Source organism: Flagellimonas eckloniae, assembly GCF_001413955.1.
GTDB lineage: Bacteria > Bacteroidota > Bacteroidia > Flavobacteriales > Flavobacteriaceae > Flagellimonas > Flagellimonas eckloniae.
The window spans coordinates 1,132,961-1,152,310 of record NZ_LCTZ01000002.1 but is presented as its reverse complement, the minus strand read 5'-3'; the positions used below and the strand labels follow the sequence as shown (position 1 = coordinate 1,152,310).

7 protein-coding genes are annotated in these 19,350 nt (G+C 41.1%); 5 read left to right on the top strand and 2 right to left on the bottom strand.

Annotated elements, in window-relative coordinates; all coding sequences use genetic code 11:
• Nucleotides 1–136: 136 nt before the first annotated feature.
• Nucleotides 137–1,306, bottom strand: a complete 1,170-nt coding sequence (locus tag AAY42_RS05020) for a glycosyltransferase (RefSeq protein WP_055392984.1) — start codon at nucleotides 1,304–1,306, stop codon at nucleotides 137–139.
• A gap of 138 nt (nucleotides 1,307–1,444) precedes the next feature.
• Nucleotides 1,445–2,842 (bottom strand): nucleotide sugar dehydrogenase, encoded by a 1,398-nt coding sequence (locus AAY42_RS05015; RefSeq protein ID WP_055392981.1) that lies wholly within the window; start codon nucleotides 2,840–2,842, stop codon nucleotides 1,445–1,447.
• Between the two features lie 242 nt (nucleotides 2,843–3,084).
• Between AAY42_RS05015 and AAY42_RS05010 the strand changes: the two genes are divergently transcribed.
• The 5 genes from AAY42_RS05010 (at nucleotide 3,085) to AAY42_RS04990 (ending at nucleotide 19,158) form a co-directional block, all read left to right on the top strand.
• On the top strand, nucleotides 3,085–4,212 hold the full coding sequence (locus AAY42_RS05010; protein WP_055392980.1) for a DegT/DnrJ/EryC1/StrS family aminotransferase: 1,128 nt from the start codon (nucleotides 3,085–3,087) through the stop codon (nucleotides 4,210–4,212).
• Nucleotides 4,209–6,146 carry a polysaccharide biosynthesis protein gene (locus AAY42_RS05005; protein ID WP_055392978.1) on the top strand — a complete coding sequence of 646 codons (1,938 nt, stop codon included), beginning with the start codon at nucleotides 4,209–4,211 and terminating at the stop codon, nucleotides 6,144–6,146. The genes AAY42_RS05010 and AAY42_RS05005 overlap by 4 nt, the downstream gene beginning before the upstream one ends.
• An 8-nt stretch (nucleotides 6,147–6,154) precedes the next feature.
• On the top strand, nucleotides 6,155–6,943 hold the full coding sequence (locus AAY42_RS05000; protein WP_055392976.1) for a polysaccharide biosynthesis/export family protein: 789 nt from the start codon (nucleotides 6,155–6,157) through the stop codon (nucleotides 6,941–6,943).
• A gap of 20 nt (nucleotides 6,944–6,963) precedes the next feature.
• A complete protein-coding gene (locus AAY42_RS04995; RefSeq protein ID WP_055392975.1) occupies nucleotides 6,964–9,345 on the top strand; it encodes a GumC family protein in 2,382 nt (793 codons plus the stop codon).
• Nucleotides 9,346–9,672: 327 nt separating this feature from the next.
• Complete coding sequence (locus AAY42_RS04990) at nucleotides 9,673–19,158, top strand: PKD domain-containing protein (RefSeq protein WP_055392973.1); 9,486 nt, start codon at nucleotides 9,673–9,675, stop codon at nucleotides 19,156–19,158.
• Nucleotides 19,159–19,350 lie beyond the last annotated feature (192 nt).

Genomic DNA, 19,350 nt, shown 5'->3' with positions numbered 1-19,350 from the left:
TTGATAACGCCAATGCAAAGCTATTTTTGGTTGGGGCAGAATACGTCTACAATAATCTGAGATTCATATATCTATAGTAGTGAGATTCGGAAAACTGGGTTTAAAATTGAAATGGTTATCCTAATATATGTGCAAATTATGTGAAACTTAGGATTCGATTCACTACGCTTGACCATGAGTTTTTAAGCGCAAGTGTTCTTATATTGTCAAGAATGATTGTCTTTTCTTTTTGGTCCAAAGATTCAAAAGTCCCAAGTACTTTGGCAACACTCAACTTTTCGTTTACCACCCATCCAATATTTTTTTTAGAAACATATTCCGTAAGGTCAGGGGGCCCAGAAACTATTACTGGCACGTTGTAAGTGCGGGCCAATTGGGCTGTGCCACTTTCATGTCTTATAAAGGGTTTGTACAAGTTAATGACAACGTCTGCTGCGGTAAAAAACAATCGTTGTTCATCGTTTTTAATAAACTTTGGAAATGTCAAAATCCTTTCCTCTACTTTTTCTTTTTTTCCTTTTTCCAGAATGTCGTTGTATGAATAATCGCCTTCTGGACCGGCAATGATCCAAACCCAATCTGTTTTTGATTTTAACGCAGATAGAATTGGTTCGTATTCCTTGTCAGATCTTAAAGTGCCGAAAGAAAGAAGGTATTTTTTATCCTTTTCAAGTTGAATTTTTTCTCTTGAAAGGACTTTTTCAGAAGATGTAATTTGCAAGGGATTGGGAGCTCCATAGGGAATCTCTTCAATTTTTTGGGCATACTTTGCACCCATTTGATGGATAAAGTTCTTTTTCATTTCTGCACCATGAACAAATGACCGTATTGAATTCTTTACAATCTTTTTTGCCGGAATCTTTGCAAACTGCTTGTATAAACCTGCGATTAGCGAAGTGTGCTGAAAATTGAAATTTGTATCATGAAAAACACAAAAATAATTGTTTGAAAAGGGAGCAACGGTCTTTGCAAGACTGAAATATTCAAAGGTTTCAAAAATTACAAGTGGCCTGTTTTCAAAATTTCCGTAAAATTTGGTGAAATCATTTAAAATCCTATTTGAGTCAAACAACCTTTTAAAACCCCATCTTAGTTTTTCAAAAAGAGTCTTTTTTTTCTGGGGATTTGTGTTTTTACGGGTCCTCTTCTCATTAACAAATTCTGGAAACTGCAATGGACCATCTATACCAAAAACATGTACAGTGTAACCCAAGTTGTAAAAAGCTTCGGACAGTCCTTTAGAATAATCAAAAGAATGTCCATAGGCTTGGTAAGCGCCTGGACTGTATAGTATTACTTCCTTCATTGCTATTTTATGATAATGGTTAAAAGTCGGTAATTCTTTTTAAATTTTGTGTGTCTTAATATCAAAAAATCACATAACTTGACAAGAGTTTGCCAGGTTATGCGATTTAAAATGTTGCGATGCAGGGAATCAAATGGTTTATGATTGTCCTATTTTGTAAAATTTGAATCCGATTTCCTCCATGTGTTCTTTATCTAATATCCTTCTACCATCAAATAGGAAGGCTGGCTTTAGCATATCATTGTATATGGAGTTCCAATCAAGGGTTTTAAATTCATCCCATTCAGTGAGAATTGCAACTGCATGTGCATCTTTCGCTGCTTCCATTGGGTCAGATACCACTGTTAGAAGTTTACGGTTTTCTTCAGGATCTCGACTATTCAAATAGTCCAAATCTTTATAAATCGTTTCAGCGTTCACTTTTGGGTCATAAACTGTAATTTCAGCCTGTTCATCAAGTAGCAAGTCGGCTACATAAATGGCAGCAGATTCCCTGGTATCGTTGGTGTCTTTTTTGAAAGCCCAACCATAAAAGGCAATTTTTTTGCCGGATACCGTGTTGTAGAGTGTTGAAACAATGTTGTCAGCAAAACGTTTTTTCTGATAGTCGTTCATGATGATGACCTGTTCCCAATAATCGGCCACTTCATTTAATCCGAAGCTTTTAGCTATGTAAACAAGGTTTAAAATATCTTTTTGGAAGCATGACCCCCCAAACCCTACAGAGGAGCTTAAAAATTTTGGACCAATCCTGCTATCAAAACCAATAGCTCTTGAAACCTCTGCGATATTGGCATCTGTTTTTTCACATAGAGCGGAAATAGAATTTATTGAAGAGACCCTTTGCGCCAAAAAAGCATTTGCAACCAATTTGGAGAGTTCGGAAGACCAAACGTTGGTTTGCAAAATACGCTCTTTAGGCAACCAGTGCTCATAGACCCAACTTAAGATATTTCTGGCTTCCCTTCCTGATTCCGTTTCTGCCCCACCAATAAGAACCCTGTCGGCTGATAAAAGATCTTCAACAGCCGTACCTTCGGCCAAAAATTCCGGATTTGATAAAATCTCGAAATTCACGTCATTTCCAGTGTTGTCCAGAATACTTTTTATGGCCTCTGCAGTTCTCACCGGAAGAGTGGACTTTTCCACTACAATTTTATCGCTTTTTGCCACTTTCGCAATATTACGGGCACAGAGTTCTATGTACTTCAGGTCGGAAGCTTGGCCTTTCCCCTTACCGTAGGTTTTTGTTGGGGTGTTTACAGAAATAAAAATCAATTCGGCATTGTCTATCGCTGTATCCACATCACTGGAAAAAAATAGGTTTCTACCTCTTGTCTCACCAATGATTTCCTTTAGTCCAGGCTCGTAAATGGGCAGTTCGTCCAAATTTTCGCCGTTCCATTGGTCAATTCTTTTTTGGTTGATATCAACCACGTTAACTTTAATTTCAGGACATTGTTTAGCAATCACGGCCATGGTGGGGCCGCCTACATAGCCGGCACCAATACAGCAGATCTGATTTACTTTTCTCATTTTAGAAAGGTTTGTTCAATTATGAATAATATTTTTCGAAAGATTCGTTGATACTATTGTGAATAAATTATGTAAACATATTTATTTAAAATCACTATGCAAAAATACTTCGATTTAACTTGCAATTCCATTCAAAAAGGGTCACTTAATCGGAATTATAATATGTTGAACGATTAATACGGCGTTTGCGTATAATGTCTTCTATTTTTGAATGTAAATAAATAATATATAACCCCATCTTGATGACAAAAACTAAAATATGGTTATCATCTCCCCACATTGGACTTGGGGAAAGAGGTTATGTGCAGCATGCCTTCGATACCAATTGGATTGCGCCACTTGGACCCAATGTTGACTTTTTTGAAGAATCAATCGAAAATTATTTGGGAGATGGTGTTCATGTAGCAGCACTGAGTTCTGGAACGGCCGCAATACATTTAGGGTTAAAACTTCTTGGTGTAGGCGCCGGTGATGAGGTTATCTGCCAAAGCTTCACCTTTTCTGCTTCGGCAAACCCCATTGTGTATTTAGGTGCTACTCCTATTTTTGTTGATAGTGAGGAAACTACTTGGAACATTTCACCTGAACTTTTAGAGGAGGCAATTATTGATAGAATGGAAAAAGGGAAAAAGCCTAAAGCAATAATTGCGGTTCACCTCTACGGAATGCCCTATCAAGTGAATACAGTTGAAGAAATTGCGTCCAAATACGATATCCCTGTTTTGGAAGATAGTGCTGAGGCCTTGGGGAGTGAATACAAGAATAACAAGTGCGGCAGCTTTGGTGACTTAGCCATCCTATCGTTTAACGGAAATAAAATAATCACAACCTCTGGAGGTGGAGCGCTGGTCTCCAGAAATGTGAATCATAAAAATAAGGCAGTGTACTTATCTACACAGGCACGGGATGAAGCTCCACACTATTTACACTCCTCTATTGGATACAATTACCGAATGAGCAATGTGCTTGCTGGAATAGGACGTGGGCAAATGGAGGTTTTAAGTGACCGTGTAGATGCAAGGAGGGCGAACTTTACATACTATAAGAGGGCATTGAGTCAACTTCCAGAAATTGAATTCTTGGATGAGCCCACCGGATTTTTTAGCAATCGGTGGTTAACCTGTATTCTTACACCTTCTTTTGAAATTAGAGAAAAAATAAGATTGGCCTTACTAGCGGATGAAGTAGAATCTAGACCTCTATGGAAACCAATGCACGAGCAACCGGTATTTAAAGACACCCCAAGCTTTTTAGACGGAACTTCTTCGAGTCTATTCGAAAGAGGGCTTTGTTTGCCAAGTGGCTCAAACTTGGAAATAGAAGATTTAGATAGGGTAATCTCCATAATATTAACGACCATTTCCAAATGATAAAGAACTACCTAACAAAAAATTTACATAGATACGCATCAAAATGGTTGGTGCTGTTAATAGATGTACTTACGATTTCAATATCGTTCATTCTGTCCTACCTCATTAGGTTTAACCTGACGCTCAACTTTGATGTGGGCAAATTATTGTTACAATTGCCCATTGTTGCGCTTACTGCAATTATCGCATTTTTAATAACAGGTTCCCATAAGGGATTCATAAGGCATACGGGTGTAAAGGATGTCTATAATATTTTTAATGCACTCTGTCTTTCCAGCATCTTTACCATTTTTATCGTAATGGTGAACAGGCAATTCGACTTTATGGGTGACTTTACTGTACCTCTATCGATTATTATTATTCATAGTCTTATAAGTTTTGTTTCCTTAACAGGGTCTAGATATCTATTCAAATCATTCTATCAAAGTTTGGTTCAAAAATTTACAAGAACCAAGAATATACTTATTTATGGAGCCGGAGAATCTGGTATAATAGCTTACAACGCCATAACCAACCATACGGGCACCAATATTAAGGTTGTTGGTTACATAGATGATGATGCCAAGAAGGTAGGTAAAAGAATCAATGGCACTATAGTTGTCAAAAGAGAGATGCTGACTCAGTATTTCTTGAAAAAAAAGGGTGTTGAGGAAATAATAGTTGCAATACACAACATTGATAGTATTGCTTTAAAGAATTTGGTGGAGAGTCTGGTAGATTTTCCAGTTCAGGTAAAAATCATACCACCAGTTCAAGATTGGATAAATGGAGAGTTTAAAATTTCCCAAATTAAAAACGTACAAATCGAGGACTTGTTGAACAGGGTCCCGATTAATATAAAGAAGTCCCGGGTTTCAGATGAACTAAGAGACAAAGTTGTTATGGTCAGTGGTGGTGCCGGCTCCATAGGTAGCGAAATTGTGAGGCAAATCACGAATTATGATTATAAATCTCTGATCATTGTGGACCAAGCGGAATCACCTCTTTATGATTTACAGCAGGAATTGAAACAGAACGGCAAACATAATTTTATCCCAATTGTCTCTGATATTAGAGATAAAAGCAAAATGAACTTATTGTTTCAACAATATAAACCAGATGTCATTTTTCACGCAGCAGCATATAAGCATGTGCCCTTAATGGAATACAATTCTTATGAGGCAATAAAGGTGAACGTTGCTGGCACCAAAACATTGGCAGACCTTTCCCTGCAGTACCATGTTGATAAATTTGTTTTTGTCTCCACAGATAAGGCAGTAAACCCAACTAATATTATGGGAGCTTCTAAGCGCATTGCGGAAATGTATATAAGTTGTATGCAGCACGTAAACAAAACTAAATTTATTACCACGCGATTTGGAAATGTTTTAGGGTCCAATGGTTCTGTGATACCCTTATTTAAGAAACAAATTGAGAAAGGAGGTCCTTTGACTGTTACACATAAGGATATTACGAGATATTTTATGACCATTCCTGAAGCATCGCAATTGGTTTTGGAGGCAGGAGCTATGGGAGAAGGTGGTGAAATATTCATATTTGATATGGGAGAGTCCGTCAAAATATTTGATCTGGCTAAGAACATGATCAAGCTGTCGGGTCTTAAGTATCCAGAGGACATAGATATTAAAATTACCGGTTTAAGGCCTGGGGAAAAGTTATATGAAGAACTGCTTGCAAATGGGGAGAACACTTTACCTACCTACAATAAGAAAATTATGATAAGCAAAGTTAGGGAGTTGGATTATCAAAAGATAATGTCTAAAATCGATGAGCTCTGTATTTCCAACCTTTTTCACAACGATTCTACCGTAAAGCTCATGAAAGAAATTGTTCCGGAGTTTATATCGAATAATTCTGATCTTTGTAAATTTGATGATAAAACAGCCCCCATCGATAACCCGAAAGGGCAAAAAACGATTCTTCAATCTTCTTAACTTAGAAAATGTCTAGCAAAACACCTAAACCATTTTTCATTCTTAATTTTTATTGTCTTTTTATTCTCATAGCACTATTGATAGGTTCTTGTGCTTCGAAAAGGGACGTTGTTTATTTTCAAAATTCCAACGATTTTGAAACTTTGGTTGACAAAAATACTTTTTCACCCAAATTTAAGGTTGATGATCTTATAGGAATCCACATATCTACTTTGGATTCTGAGGCCAGTGTTCCTTTCAATTTATATAGAGGATCTCAAGAAGGTGGAATAAAACCGGAACAGGTGGATTATTTGGTTGACAAGGATGGGGATATTGATTTTCCTGTAATTGGAAAAGTAAGAGTTCTTGGGCTTTCACCAGAAGAAGTCAGGGTTTTGTTGAGGGAAAAATTAAAGGACTATTTAAAAGATCCAATCATTAATATAAGACTCAAGAATTTTTCGGTCACTATATTAGGTGAGGTCAATAGGCCAGGAACATACCCCGTTAACGGAGAGCGAATAACCATTCTTGAAGCTATTGGACTTGCTGGAGATCTTACAATAAAAGGAATGAGGGAAAATGTCATGGTAATACGTGATTTTGATGGCACAAAAGTATATTCTAAGGTAAATTTAACAAGCAAGGAAGTTCTAACCTCACCAGTTTATTACTTAACACAAAATGATGTTGTGTATGTAGAGCCAAACCAATCTGCGGTAACATCGTCAAGTCTGGATAATAGGGCAACCATTGCAATATCTATAGCTTCCATACTAATCACGTCAACAGTTATTCTTATTACCAGAAATTAATCCAGAAATATAGAATTGATATGGATTTTCGTGAGCACGAACCTCAACTTGAGAGTAAAGACTTAAAACAGTTTATCAGCACTTATACAAAGCACTGGAAATATTTTATTCTTTCTGGAATATTTTGTTTGGTTGGCGCATATTTATTTATAAGATACGCTACCCCAGAATATAAGGCACAGGGCTCCATACAGATAATAGATGAAAAGGGCTCTTCCACAGGTTTGGACTTATTTAAAGAACTGGATTTGCTATCAAGCGGAAAAAACAATGTTGAGGATGAAATCCAGATAATTAAGTCGAGATCAAGTCTTATTGAAGTTGTCAAGGAATTAGGACTTAATGTGACCATCTTGGAGATGGGGAATATTAAAAATTCCGAACTGTATTCAAATCCTCCAATAAACCTTAATTTTATATCAGAAGACTCGATAACCGATAAATCAAAACAAGATTTTACGGTAAAAATTTCAGGAGACACAACGTTTGAGTTTAGTGTCGAAGAGGGAGCTCCTTCAAAAGCGTATGCATTTGGAAATAATTTCGATACTCCAATGGGAAGTATTGTAATCACACCAAATACATCCAACTATCGCAAGTACCTAGGCAAAAACTTGAAAATTCAAATTAGACCAATCTCTGATGTTGCAAGACAATACCAAAATAAAATTAAAATCAGTTTAACCGAAGATTTTTCTAACATTTTAAACATATCCCTACAAGATAAAAATAAAGCTAAGGCCAAAGATATAATCAACCAACTGGTCAAAGTATATAATGAAAATGCCATACAGGATAAAAAGACCATTGCGGATAGAACCTCAAATTTTATAAATGAAAGGATAGCGGAAATTTCCGGTAGCTTGTCATCTGTTGATCAGTCTGCCGAAGATTTCAAGTCTAATAAAGGCCTTACAGACATTACCTCTGAATCAAATATTAATTTAAACATTGGCGCCACAAATCAACAAGAATTGGCCAATGTAGAGACGCAATACAATATCGCTTCTTCAATGAAGGATTTGGTTGATTCCCAAAATGGGTTTGAGGTGCTTCCTACAAATATTGGCCTATCGGACCAGACCATTGCAAGCACTACGCAAAAGTATAATCAGCTGGTTTTGGAACGTGACCGATTACTTAAAAGTTCAAACGATAAAAATCCGGTAATTATAAATCTAAATCAGGAATTGGCGAGCCTAAAAAACACTATGCAGTCAAGTTTAAATAGCACAGTGAACAATTTGGGCCTAAGGGTTAATTCGCTTAGTGAGCAACAATCCATAATTAGATCTAAAATCTATTCGGCCCCAAAAAATGAGAGGGCCCTGAGAGACATTACCAGACAACAGCAAACTACCGAGTCACTTTACCTTTACTTACTTCAAAAAAGAGAAGAAGCGCAAATTGCAGTGGCCTCGGCTTCCCCAAAATCAAAGACTATTGATGATGCATATATACCAGATTCTGAGCCTGCATCACCAAGAAAAAAAGTTATCTATTTGGCCTCGCTTGTTTTGGCATTTCTTATTCCATTTTCAGTTATTTACGCAAATGAAATGCTGGACAGTAAAGTCCATAACATGTATGAGGTGGATATTTTGGCAAAGGATTTTCCGGTTTTGGGAGAGTTGCCCGCTCTAACTAAAAATGAAGAAAAAATAATTTCAAAGGATGATAGATCTGTTCTGTCTGAAGCTTTGAGAATATTAAGGACTAATTTAGACTTTCTTATCAAAACAAATAAAACCGAAAGCAATAAAAACAATATAGTTTTTGTAACCTCAAGTGTGCCGGGAGAAGGTAAAACTTTTCTATCTTCAAATCTTTCAATGATACTGGCTAGCACTGGTAAAAAGGTAATATTGATTGGAGCGGATATTCGAAACCCTAAACTCCACAGTTTTTTTTCAGATTTGGACCATGATAACATGCGAAATGAAAGACCAAATAAGGATTTGGGTTTAACAGAATATCTTTTTAATGATGAACTTAGGTTTAAAGATGTGCTTCATTCTATGAAGGTCTATGATAATGAAATAGATGTTGTTTATTCGGGTATGGTACCCCCTAATCCATCTGAACTGTTAATGAACAGTAGAATGAAACCGTTTTTGGACGAGGCCTCCGATAAATATGACTATGTTATTGTTGATACCGCGCCATTAATGGTTGTATCGGACACTTTACTAATTGCTGACAACGCTGACCATCTAGTTTACGTCACTAGGGCTGGAATCACTGAGAAAAAAGCAATTGAGTACCCAATAAAACTTAGTAAGGAAGGAAAGGTCAGGGGACTTTGTTTTGTCGTCAACGACGTTAAATCTGCGGATTTGGGCTATGCTGGCAAATATGGTTATGGTTATGGCACTAGTCAGAAAAAATGGTGGAAATTTTAGCCAAATGTGACATATCAAACCGGCCATTTTTTTATTGGGCTCAGTTTTTTTAGAAGATTTGTAATACTTTACTTTCAATACTTTTTATTTTTCTTTCAATAAAATCTGTATTGTGGTTGTTTTATGACGAATGCTCTCCGCTTTCGTTGTATAGATGCATGAATGTAATTTACCGATAAACCACCTATTTTAAACGAATAATCGCAATGTACTTCAAGCAGATTGTACAATTGTAATATCTTTGATTTTGGATTAAAAATGACTTTTTCAAAAGAAGTGTAGTCATTATGGTTTCTAAAAAAATTGCCTTTAAAGTTAAGATGCGCTATGAAAAATAAATACCCCAAAAACCTGCATTTTTTTTTAGTTTTACTACTAATTTTAGTTAGCACACTGAGCTATTCCCAAGTTGATTTTGAGGTAGGCAGCCTTGATTTCACGAACGGGGGTTCGGTAAAATCAGGTACGTCATTGATGTTCGGTCCCGATGGCCGTTTATATGTAGCGGAGTACCGTGGTCTGATCAAGATATTCGATATCCAGCGCAACGGTCCTGGTGACTATGAAGTTATCTCTGAGGAGGTACTGACGGTTCAGGACATCCAGAACCACAATGACGACGGTACGGAGTACAGTGATACCAAGCGTGAGACCACGGGAATCACCGTGGGTGGCACTTCCACGAACCCGGTGATATATGTCTCATCGAGCGACTTCCGTGTTGGTGGGGGAACGGGTGGAGGTGACGGTGACGAGAACGTTGACACGAACTCCGGCACGATTACGCGCTTTACGTGGAACGGGGCTTCGTGGGATGTTGTCGACCTTGTCCGAGGCCTTCCCCGATCAGAGGAGAACCATGCGACCAACGGTTTAGAGCTTGCCACGATAGGAGGGACCAATTATCTTATAGTTGCCTCTGGAGGCCACACGAACTGTGGTTCGCCCGGAGCCAACTTCGCCTACCTTACGGAGTATGCGCTCTCGGCTGCGATACTCTCGGTTGATTTGGATTATATAGATGCCCTTTCGACACAGGTCGACGGCAACGGGCGTTCCTACAAATATGACCTTCCCACCCTTGATGACCCGACCCGTGACAATGTGAACGGTATTACGGATCCCGACGACCTCGACTACGATGGCATCGATATCAACGATCCTTTTGGGGGGAACGACGGCCTTAACCAGGCCAAGATAGTTCCCGATGGCCCCGTACAGATATTTTCCCCTGGCTACCGTAACGCCTATGATTTTGCCATCACTGAATCGGGAGCGGTGTACATTACCGACAATGGTCCCAACGGGGGCTGGGGTGGTGTCCCGAACAATGAGGGCACGGCCCTTGTGGACAACGACTATGTTGTGGGCGAGCCCGGAGGTAGCAGCGGCACTGCTGCCCCCGATGGGGAGTATGCGAGCAACAAGGACCACTTGACCCTGGTGACCACTGACATGCAGAACTACACCTTTGGGGACTTTTACGGAGGCCACCCTGCCCCTATAAGGGCGAACCCCTCTGGGGCGGGTCTATTCACGGCCCCCGAGCCGAGTGGCACGAACAATGCGGTGTTCCGCACCCAGCTTTACGACCCAGACGGTTCGCGAGCTGGTTCCACGACAGATTCCAGTATTGCGCTTCCGGCGGACTGGCCCCCTGTTCCGGTTGGCCAGGCGAACCTTGTGGAGGGCAATTACCGGGATGCGGAACAACCGAACCCCGATGGTATCGATGATATCCATGTGACGATATGGGACAACAACACCAACGGATTGGACGAGTACACTTCCTCAAGCAGTTTTGGTGGGGAGATGCAGGGGGATTTGATAGCAGGGAACAGTGACGGGATACTTTTCCGGGTTGAGCTGAACCCCGATGGTAGCCTTTTGGCCCTTACGGAACTGGCCAGCGGCCTTTCCGGGATAACAAACCTTGGGGTTACCTGCAACAGCGATACGGACCCTTTTCCGGGGACGATATGGATCGCGCCCTATTCGACTGAGATTTTGGTCCTGGAGCCCAAGGAGAGCGTTGTGTGCATCAACCAAGGCGAGGTTGGCTATGATGGCAGTGCGGACTATGACTCTGACGGATATACGAACGATGACGAGATCGCCAATGGTACGGACCATTGCAACGGGGGCTCACGCCCCAATGATTTTGACTCATCAATAGGAGGTACCCTGGTATCTGACCTTAATGACCCGGATGATGATGGCGATGGGATATTGGACGCTGATGACCCTTTCCAGTTGGGCGATCCGGACAGTGTGGGGAGCGACGCCTTTGAGCTTCCCGTGGAGAACGAACTTCTTTCAGGTGACCCTGACCTCAAGGGGTATGACGGTCTTGGGATGACGGGGCTCATGAACAATGGCGCGGCGAATCCCAACTGGTTGGATTGGATCGATAACGGTATAGCGTCCCCGAACCCGAACGACATATTGGGCGGTGCCACGGGTCTTATGACCATGCAGATGACCTCTGGCACGGCCCTTGGAGGGACCAACACGCAGGAGAAGGCCTTCCAGTACGGTGTCCAGGTGGACCAGACCACGGGCATCTTCACGGTATCTGCTGCGATATCCAATCTTACGGACCCGATACAATTATATGGCAATGGCAGTGCTCCCAACGGTGAGCTTGGTATTTACATTGGAGATGGCACACAGAGTGATTATATAAAGTTTGTTGCCACACAGTCCGGCCTGGAAGGGCTACAGGAGATTGGTGATGCGTCACAGGCCCCGGTATCTGTTGCGATCGCAACAGGGAACCGGCCCTCATCGGCGATCACCTTCTATATGGTTGTGGACCCCTCCACTGGGGAGGTACTACTGCAATACGATTTCGATGCCTCGGGAACTAGGACCGACCTGGGGACCATAACGGCCCAAGGGAACGTACTGCAGGCGATACAACAGGCAGGTACGGACCTTGCAGTGGGACTTATAGGGACCTCCAATGCCCCAGGTGTCGAACTCGAGGGAACTTGGGAGTTTCTTTATGTATTTCCGGATGAACCTTTTATCCAAGAACAACTTCCAGATATTGATCAGTTTGCAAATGCTGCAGATGACACCATAGATTTGACAAGTTATTTCAACGATGACAATGGTGCAGCCAATTTAACATATACGGTGGAAAGTAATACAAGTGCTGAATTAATAGCTGATACCAATGGAACCCACATATTAACCATAGAATATCCTTCGGTGGCCACTGTGGGAGATATAATAGTAAGGGCAACTGATGGCGGTGGACTTTTTGTGGAACAAACCTTTACCGTTACAGTTTCGGATGCCCCTGTTGTTTTATACAGGGTTAACACTGGTGGTCCAGAAATAACAGCCATTGATGGAGGGCTTGACTGGGAAGAAGATAATCCGAATGGTGGAACCAACTCCGCCTATTTATCAGAACCAGGTAGTAATCAGACATCAGCTGTAAACATTAACAGCCATACATATGATCCTGAGATAAGTTTGAGTACAACACCAACCGATATTTTTAAAAGAGGAAGGTTTGATAATGCACAGGCTCCAGAAATGTCCTATTCATTTCCAGTTGGCAACAATGGCAATTATGAAATAAGACTTTATGTGGCCGAGGGTTTTGTGAATACCTCTGAAGCTGGAGAACGAGTATTTGACGTAACAATTAAAGGAATTCCATTACCAGACCTTACAGAAATTGATCTTTCAGGAACTTATGGTTATAGGGTTGCAACGGTGCTGTCTCATGTAGTAAATATAAACGATGGATTTATTGACATTGAATTTTTACATGGTGTCGAAAACCCAATCATAAACGGGATAGAAATTTTAGATGTATCGGACACAGATACGCCGATATATGTACACCAATTGGAGGATCAAAGAAATGCTCCAGGAGAAGAATTGGATGGAAGCCTTGGTCCTTTGGTATCTGGAGGGGATGGCAATCTCAATTTTAGTGTAAGCGGATTGCCAAATGGTATATCCATTGACCCTACAAATGGTCAACTTGGTGGTACAATTGACGAGGAAGCTGAGGATAATAGTCCTTATACAGTAACATATACGATTGATGATGAAGATTCAATTTCAAGTGATGCTGTAACGATGACTTTCACTTGGTACACAGAAGCTATTCGATCTTACAGAGTGAATTCTGGAGGAAACAAAATATTGGCCACGGACGTTGGAGTGAATTGGGAGAATAATAGTGATGAGGACAATCAAGTTGGAGAATATTATGAAGTTAACACGGGAAAAATCGTTGGCTTCGGTGGAGTAATAACCTATGAGAATAGAGATTCCTCTATTCCTGCTTATATTGATGAGGACACATTTGATTCTCTATATGCAAATGAGAGATACGATTTACCAGGGGGAGAAGAAATGGAGTATAGTTTCATTGTTCCAAATGGTGATTACACGGTAAACTTATATTTCGGCAATAGTTTCGATCAAACCAATGAGATTGGAGATCGAACTTTCGATATTGTTATCGAAGGAAATGTTGTGGAGAATGACTTTGATATAGTTGCACAGTTTGGTGATTTGGTAGGAGGTCTTATGACATATCAGACTACGGTTGCAGATGGAGAATTGAACATAGGTTTCAATCATGAAGTTGAAAATCCTGCTGTAAATGGTGTGGAAATTTATTTTGAAGACGCCGCTTTTACAGATTTAAGCATTCAGGCAATTGGTGATACTCAAAATTTTGTATCAGAAAATGTTAACATTCAAGTCAATGCGGAAGGTGGAGATCCTTCCAAAAACTTTAGTTACTACATTGCGGGACAACCAGCCGGTTTGTCAATTAATTCCTTAACAGGACTGATTTCAGGTACGATAGACTCATCCGCTCTTAGTGGAGGCCAAAATGGAGATGGACTTCATAATGTTATAGTTACAATTACCAAACCGGGGTCAGCTCCTGTCAATGAGTATTTTGAAATGGATTTACAGACCGCTTGGGTTGATAAGGATGAGGACGAGACATATACCGGACGCCATGAATGTTCCTTTGTACAGGCCGGCGACAGGTTTTACTTAATGGGAGGTAGAGAAAGTTCACAAACCGTGGATATCTATAATTATGCTGCCAATTCATGGACCGCTCTGAACAATTCTGCTCCATCCGTTTTCAATCACTTTCAAGCGGTTGAATATGGGGGACTTATTTGGGTAATCGGAGCCTTCACCTCGAACGGCTTCCCTAACGAACCTCCAGCAGAGCATGTTTGGATGTTTGATCCCTCTACAAATGAATGGATAGAGGGGCCTGAGATTCCTGCTTCTAGGAGAAGGGGTTCCGCAGGTTTGGCGATTTACAATGACAAGTTTTACCTTGTAGGTGGAAATACCATAGGACATAATGGGGGTTATGTCAATTGGTTTGACGAGTATGACCCAGCAACTGGAACATGGACCACTTTGGATGATGCACCGCATGCCAGGGACCATTTTCATGCAGCAGTTGTAGGAGACAAATTATATGCCGCCGGTGGAAGGTTGTCCGGTGGCGATGGGGGCACTTTTGCACCCACGATTCCCGAGGTGGATGTCTATGACTTTGTCACAGGTACCTGGAGTACATTGGATGAGGATATTCCCACCCCTAGAGGAGCTTCCACTTCAGTCAATTTTAATGACAAGCTAGTGGTAATAGGGGGAGAGGTCCAGGGCGAAGAAGTATATGGTGAGGTCGTAACAGATGCATTGAAGATTACCGAACAGTACGATCCGGTTACCGAAGTTTGGACTCGATTGGAAGATTTGAACAACGAACGCCATGGTACTCAGGCAATTGTATCGGGAGCAGGCATATTTATTACTGCGGGCTCACCTAAGATTGGCGGAGGAACAGAAGGTAACCAAAAGAACATGGAGTTTTATGGTGAAGATGCACCCGTCGGCTCCCCAAGTACTGCCAGTACCTTAGATGCGCCAACAGAAGTGGTAATAGCGGATGGAACAACTGAAAATATCGACCTTAATATTTCAGGAGGAACAGTTGGTATTCCGATAAGGTCCATGGAACTGAGTGGACCTGATGCCGGTAGTTTCAATATAGACACAGGTGAGTTGACGAATGGCTTTATTTTGCCAAATACAACTCATCAGTTGGCGATTTCTCTAAATGGATCTAGTGCACAGGAGAGTGCTACATTCACCGTAAATTATGGTGAATCATCTTCAATTGATATTTTGTTGTCAAACAATTCAAATTTTAATTTGGATGTAGGAAATCCAGGGACTCAATTCAATATTGAAGGTGATATGGTATCCTTGCAAATTGAAGCAACCAGTGGAAACAACATTACCAACTATAGTGCTACTGGACTACCACCAAATTTAACTATTGATTCCAACACTGGTGAAATTTCTGGAACCATAGCCAGTGACACCAGTGGTAACCCACCATTTTTAGAATCTGGAGGTTTGGTCGTAATTGAAGCCGAATCTGGGGAACTCGAAGATGATTGGAATGAAGTGGAACTTGGAGGAGAGACCTGCATCATTGCAGGAAGTAATAATCTAGGAGATGCTGCCGCAGGTAATGGAGGTACCATACCATACCAAATAACAATTTCAACTCCTGGTATATATCGAATTAATTGGAATAGTTTGTTTACTGGGGATAGTAATAGTGAACGAAACGATGCGTGGTTACGATTCCCGAATGATGATGATGTGTGGTTTTTTGGCCAGCAGTTTGCCGGCAATGAAAATAGTATGATGACAAACCTTCAAGGTGATCAGGATAATGTTGTTTTTCCTAAAGGAAGTTCTAGGATAACAACGGAAACCACACCGGATGGTAATGGAGGAAATGGCTTTTTTAAGGTGTTTAGATCCGGTGGTGATTCTGAGGTTTTAAAGTGGCAAGCAGTTACATCCGATGGCAATGGACATAGATTGTATGTTTGGTTTGTGAATGCAGGAACTTATACCATGGAAGTTTCTGAACGCTCTTTGGGACACGCCATAGATAGAATTGTACTGTATAAAAAAGATGGACCCAGTTATACCGACGCAGAGCTTTCCGCATTACCAGAATCGGAAAGGTCTGGAGCGGCAGCAAACAGCCCATATGAAGTTTCAGTGACCGTTGAGGATGGCGGAGACCCAGTTGGTTCAGAAACTGTTGAATTCAATTGGATTATTGGCGAAGCAGGTGAATTAGTGGCTATACCAGAGGCAGATACGGTTGAAGGAGAGGCTCCGTTAACTGTGAACTTTACAGGGAGCAATTCTACGGATGATATAGGAGTCAGTAGTTATTTATGGGATTTTGATGATGGTGGAGCAACTTCTACTGACGCAGACCCTACATACATATTTAATACCGCAGGAGTTTATGAAGTAGAACTGACCGTTGGGGATATAGACGGTAACTCTGATACCAATTCTATAACTATCAATGTGAACGAGCCAAATGGTTCCCCGGTTGCTGTTGCAAGCGCTACTCCAGAAGAAGGTGATGCTCCATTGGAAGTGAGTTTCACTGGTAGCAGTTCTACGGATGATGTAGCGGTGACAGGTTATTCATGGGACTTTGGCGATGGCAATGGTTCCACCGACGCCGACCCAATACACACATACACCATTGCAGGCAATTATACGGCTACTTTAACAGTTACAGATGCAGGAGGATTGACAGATATGGCCACAGTGGATATCACTGTGAACGAGCCAAATGGTTCCCCGGTTGCTGTTGCAAGCGCTACTCCAGAAGAAGGTGATGCTCCATTGGAAGTGAGTTTCACTGGTAGCAGTTCTACGGATGATGTAGCGGTGACAGGTTATTCATGGGACTTTGGCGATGGCAATGGTTCCACCGACGCCGACCCAACACACACATACACCATTGCAGGCAATTATACGGCTACTTTAACAGTTACAGATGCAGGAGGATTGACAGATATGGCCACAGTGGATATCACTGTGAACGAGCCAAATGGTTCCCCGGTTGCTGTTGCAAGCGCTACTCCAGAAGAAGGTGATGCTCCATTGGAAGTGAGTTTCACTGGTAGCAGTTCTACGGATGATGTAGCGGTGACAGGTTATTCATGGGACTTTGGCGATGGCAATGGTTCCACCGACGCCGACCCAATACACACATACACCATTGCAGGCAATTATACGGCTACTTTAACAGTTACAGATGCAGGAGGATTGACAGATATGGCCACAGTGGATATCACTGTGAACGAGCCAAATGGTTCCCCGGTTGCTGTTGCAAGCGCTACTCCAGAAGAAGGTGATGCTCCATTGGAAGTGAGTTTCACTGGTAGCAGTTCTACGGATGATGTAGCGGTGACAGGTTATTCATGGGACTTTGGCGATGGCAATGGTTCCACCGACGCCGACCCAACACACACATACACCATTGCAGGCAATTATACGGCTACTTTAACAGTTACAGATGCAGGAGGATTGACAGATATGGCCACAGTGGATATCATTGTAAACACTGTTAATTTGGAAGCACCAGTGGCAGTTGCAATGGCCAATCCCTTGGAGGGAGAAGCACCACTGGCCATAATATTTGATGGTAGTGGTTCAACGGATAATATAGGTATAGTAAGCTACGCATGGGACTTTAAAGATGGAACAACTTCTTCTGAGGTTAATCCAGTTACAACATTTGAGACTCCTGGAGTTTACAATGTAGATTTAACAGTGACTGATGGTGATGGCCTTGAAGATACAACTACGGTGATAATAACTGTTAACGCTCCAAATGAGAGTCCAATAGCAATAGCCAGTGCAGCACCTTTAAATGGAGAAGCTCCTTTACAGGTTGATTTTAATGGCTCAGCCTCAACGGACGACTCTGCTGTGGTAAGTTATTCATGGGATTTTAAGGATGGAAATTTTTCTAATGAAGCAGACCCAACACATACTTTTACCTCAATTGGAACTTTTGATGTATCCTTGACTGTTACAGATGATAATGGGGCAACAGACTCAGCAATTATCTCAATAACAGTTCAAAACCCTCAAGATAATGAGGCGCCTGTAGCGGTAGTATCGGCAGCTCCAGAGTCTGGTAATGCTCCATTGGAGGTATCATTTACGGGAAGTAATTCAACAGATGATGTGGGAGTAACAAGTTATTTATGGGATTTTGGTGATGGTAACAGTTCTACCGAAGCCGATCCAACACATACATATACGGTTGCTGGTAACTATACTGCTACTTTAACAGTTACAGATGCAGGAGGATTGACAGCTATGGCCGCAGTGGATATAACCGTGAACGAACCAAATGGTTCCCCGGTTGCGGTTGCGAGTGCCACCCCAGAGGAAGGTGATGCGCCACTTGAAGTGAGCTTCACTGGTAGTAATTCAACAGATGATGTTGAAGTAACAAGTTATTCATGGGATTTTGGTGATGGAAATTCATCTAGCGAACCTAATCCTGTAAATGTGTATACATTCGCAGGTACCTTCGAAGCTTCATTGACTGTGGAAGACGAGGAAGGTCTAACAGATGTAGCTACGGTTACAATAGTGGTTGAGGATAATAATGTGGCTGAAAACGGTGAATTACAAATTATTTTGGCTCCCAATCCTGCCACAGAGGTTGCTCAAGTTCGTATAATGTCAATACCTTCTGGAATTACAGTGACAAATATACACCTGCATGATTCAAGTGGTAGGCTAATTGGAACTTTTGATCCGGAGGAGGTTTCTATCGATTCAAATTCCTACGGTATACCCATCTATATGCTCAGGGATGAACTATATTATTTAAAGTTTGAAATGAGTTCTGGAGAGCCTTACGGAATAAGGTTACTGGTTAAAAATTAATAGTATTTTTACCTCATCTTCGGATGGTTTTTATAGCGTATTAAAAGAGGTCTTTTTGACCTCTTTTTTTATGGATAACATGTTGATAAACATAGACTTGTTTTTTATCGGCTAATTAGGACAATTAATCGAATATGATGGTTGGAATAATACAGAATTTGATGTAAGGAATACTTTTGCCTTATTCCCCCT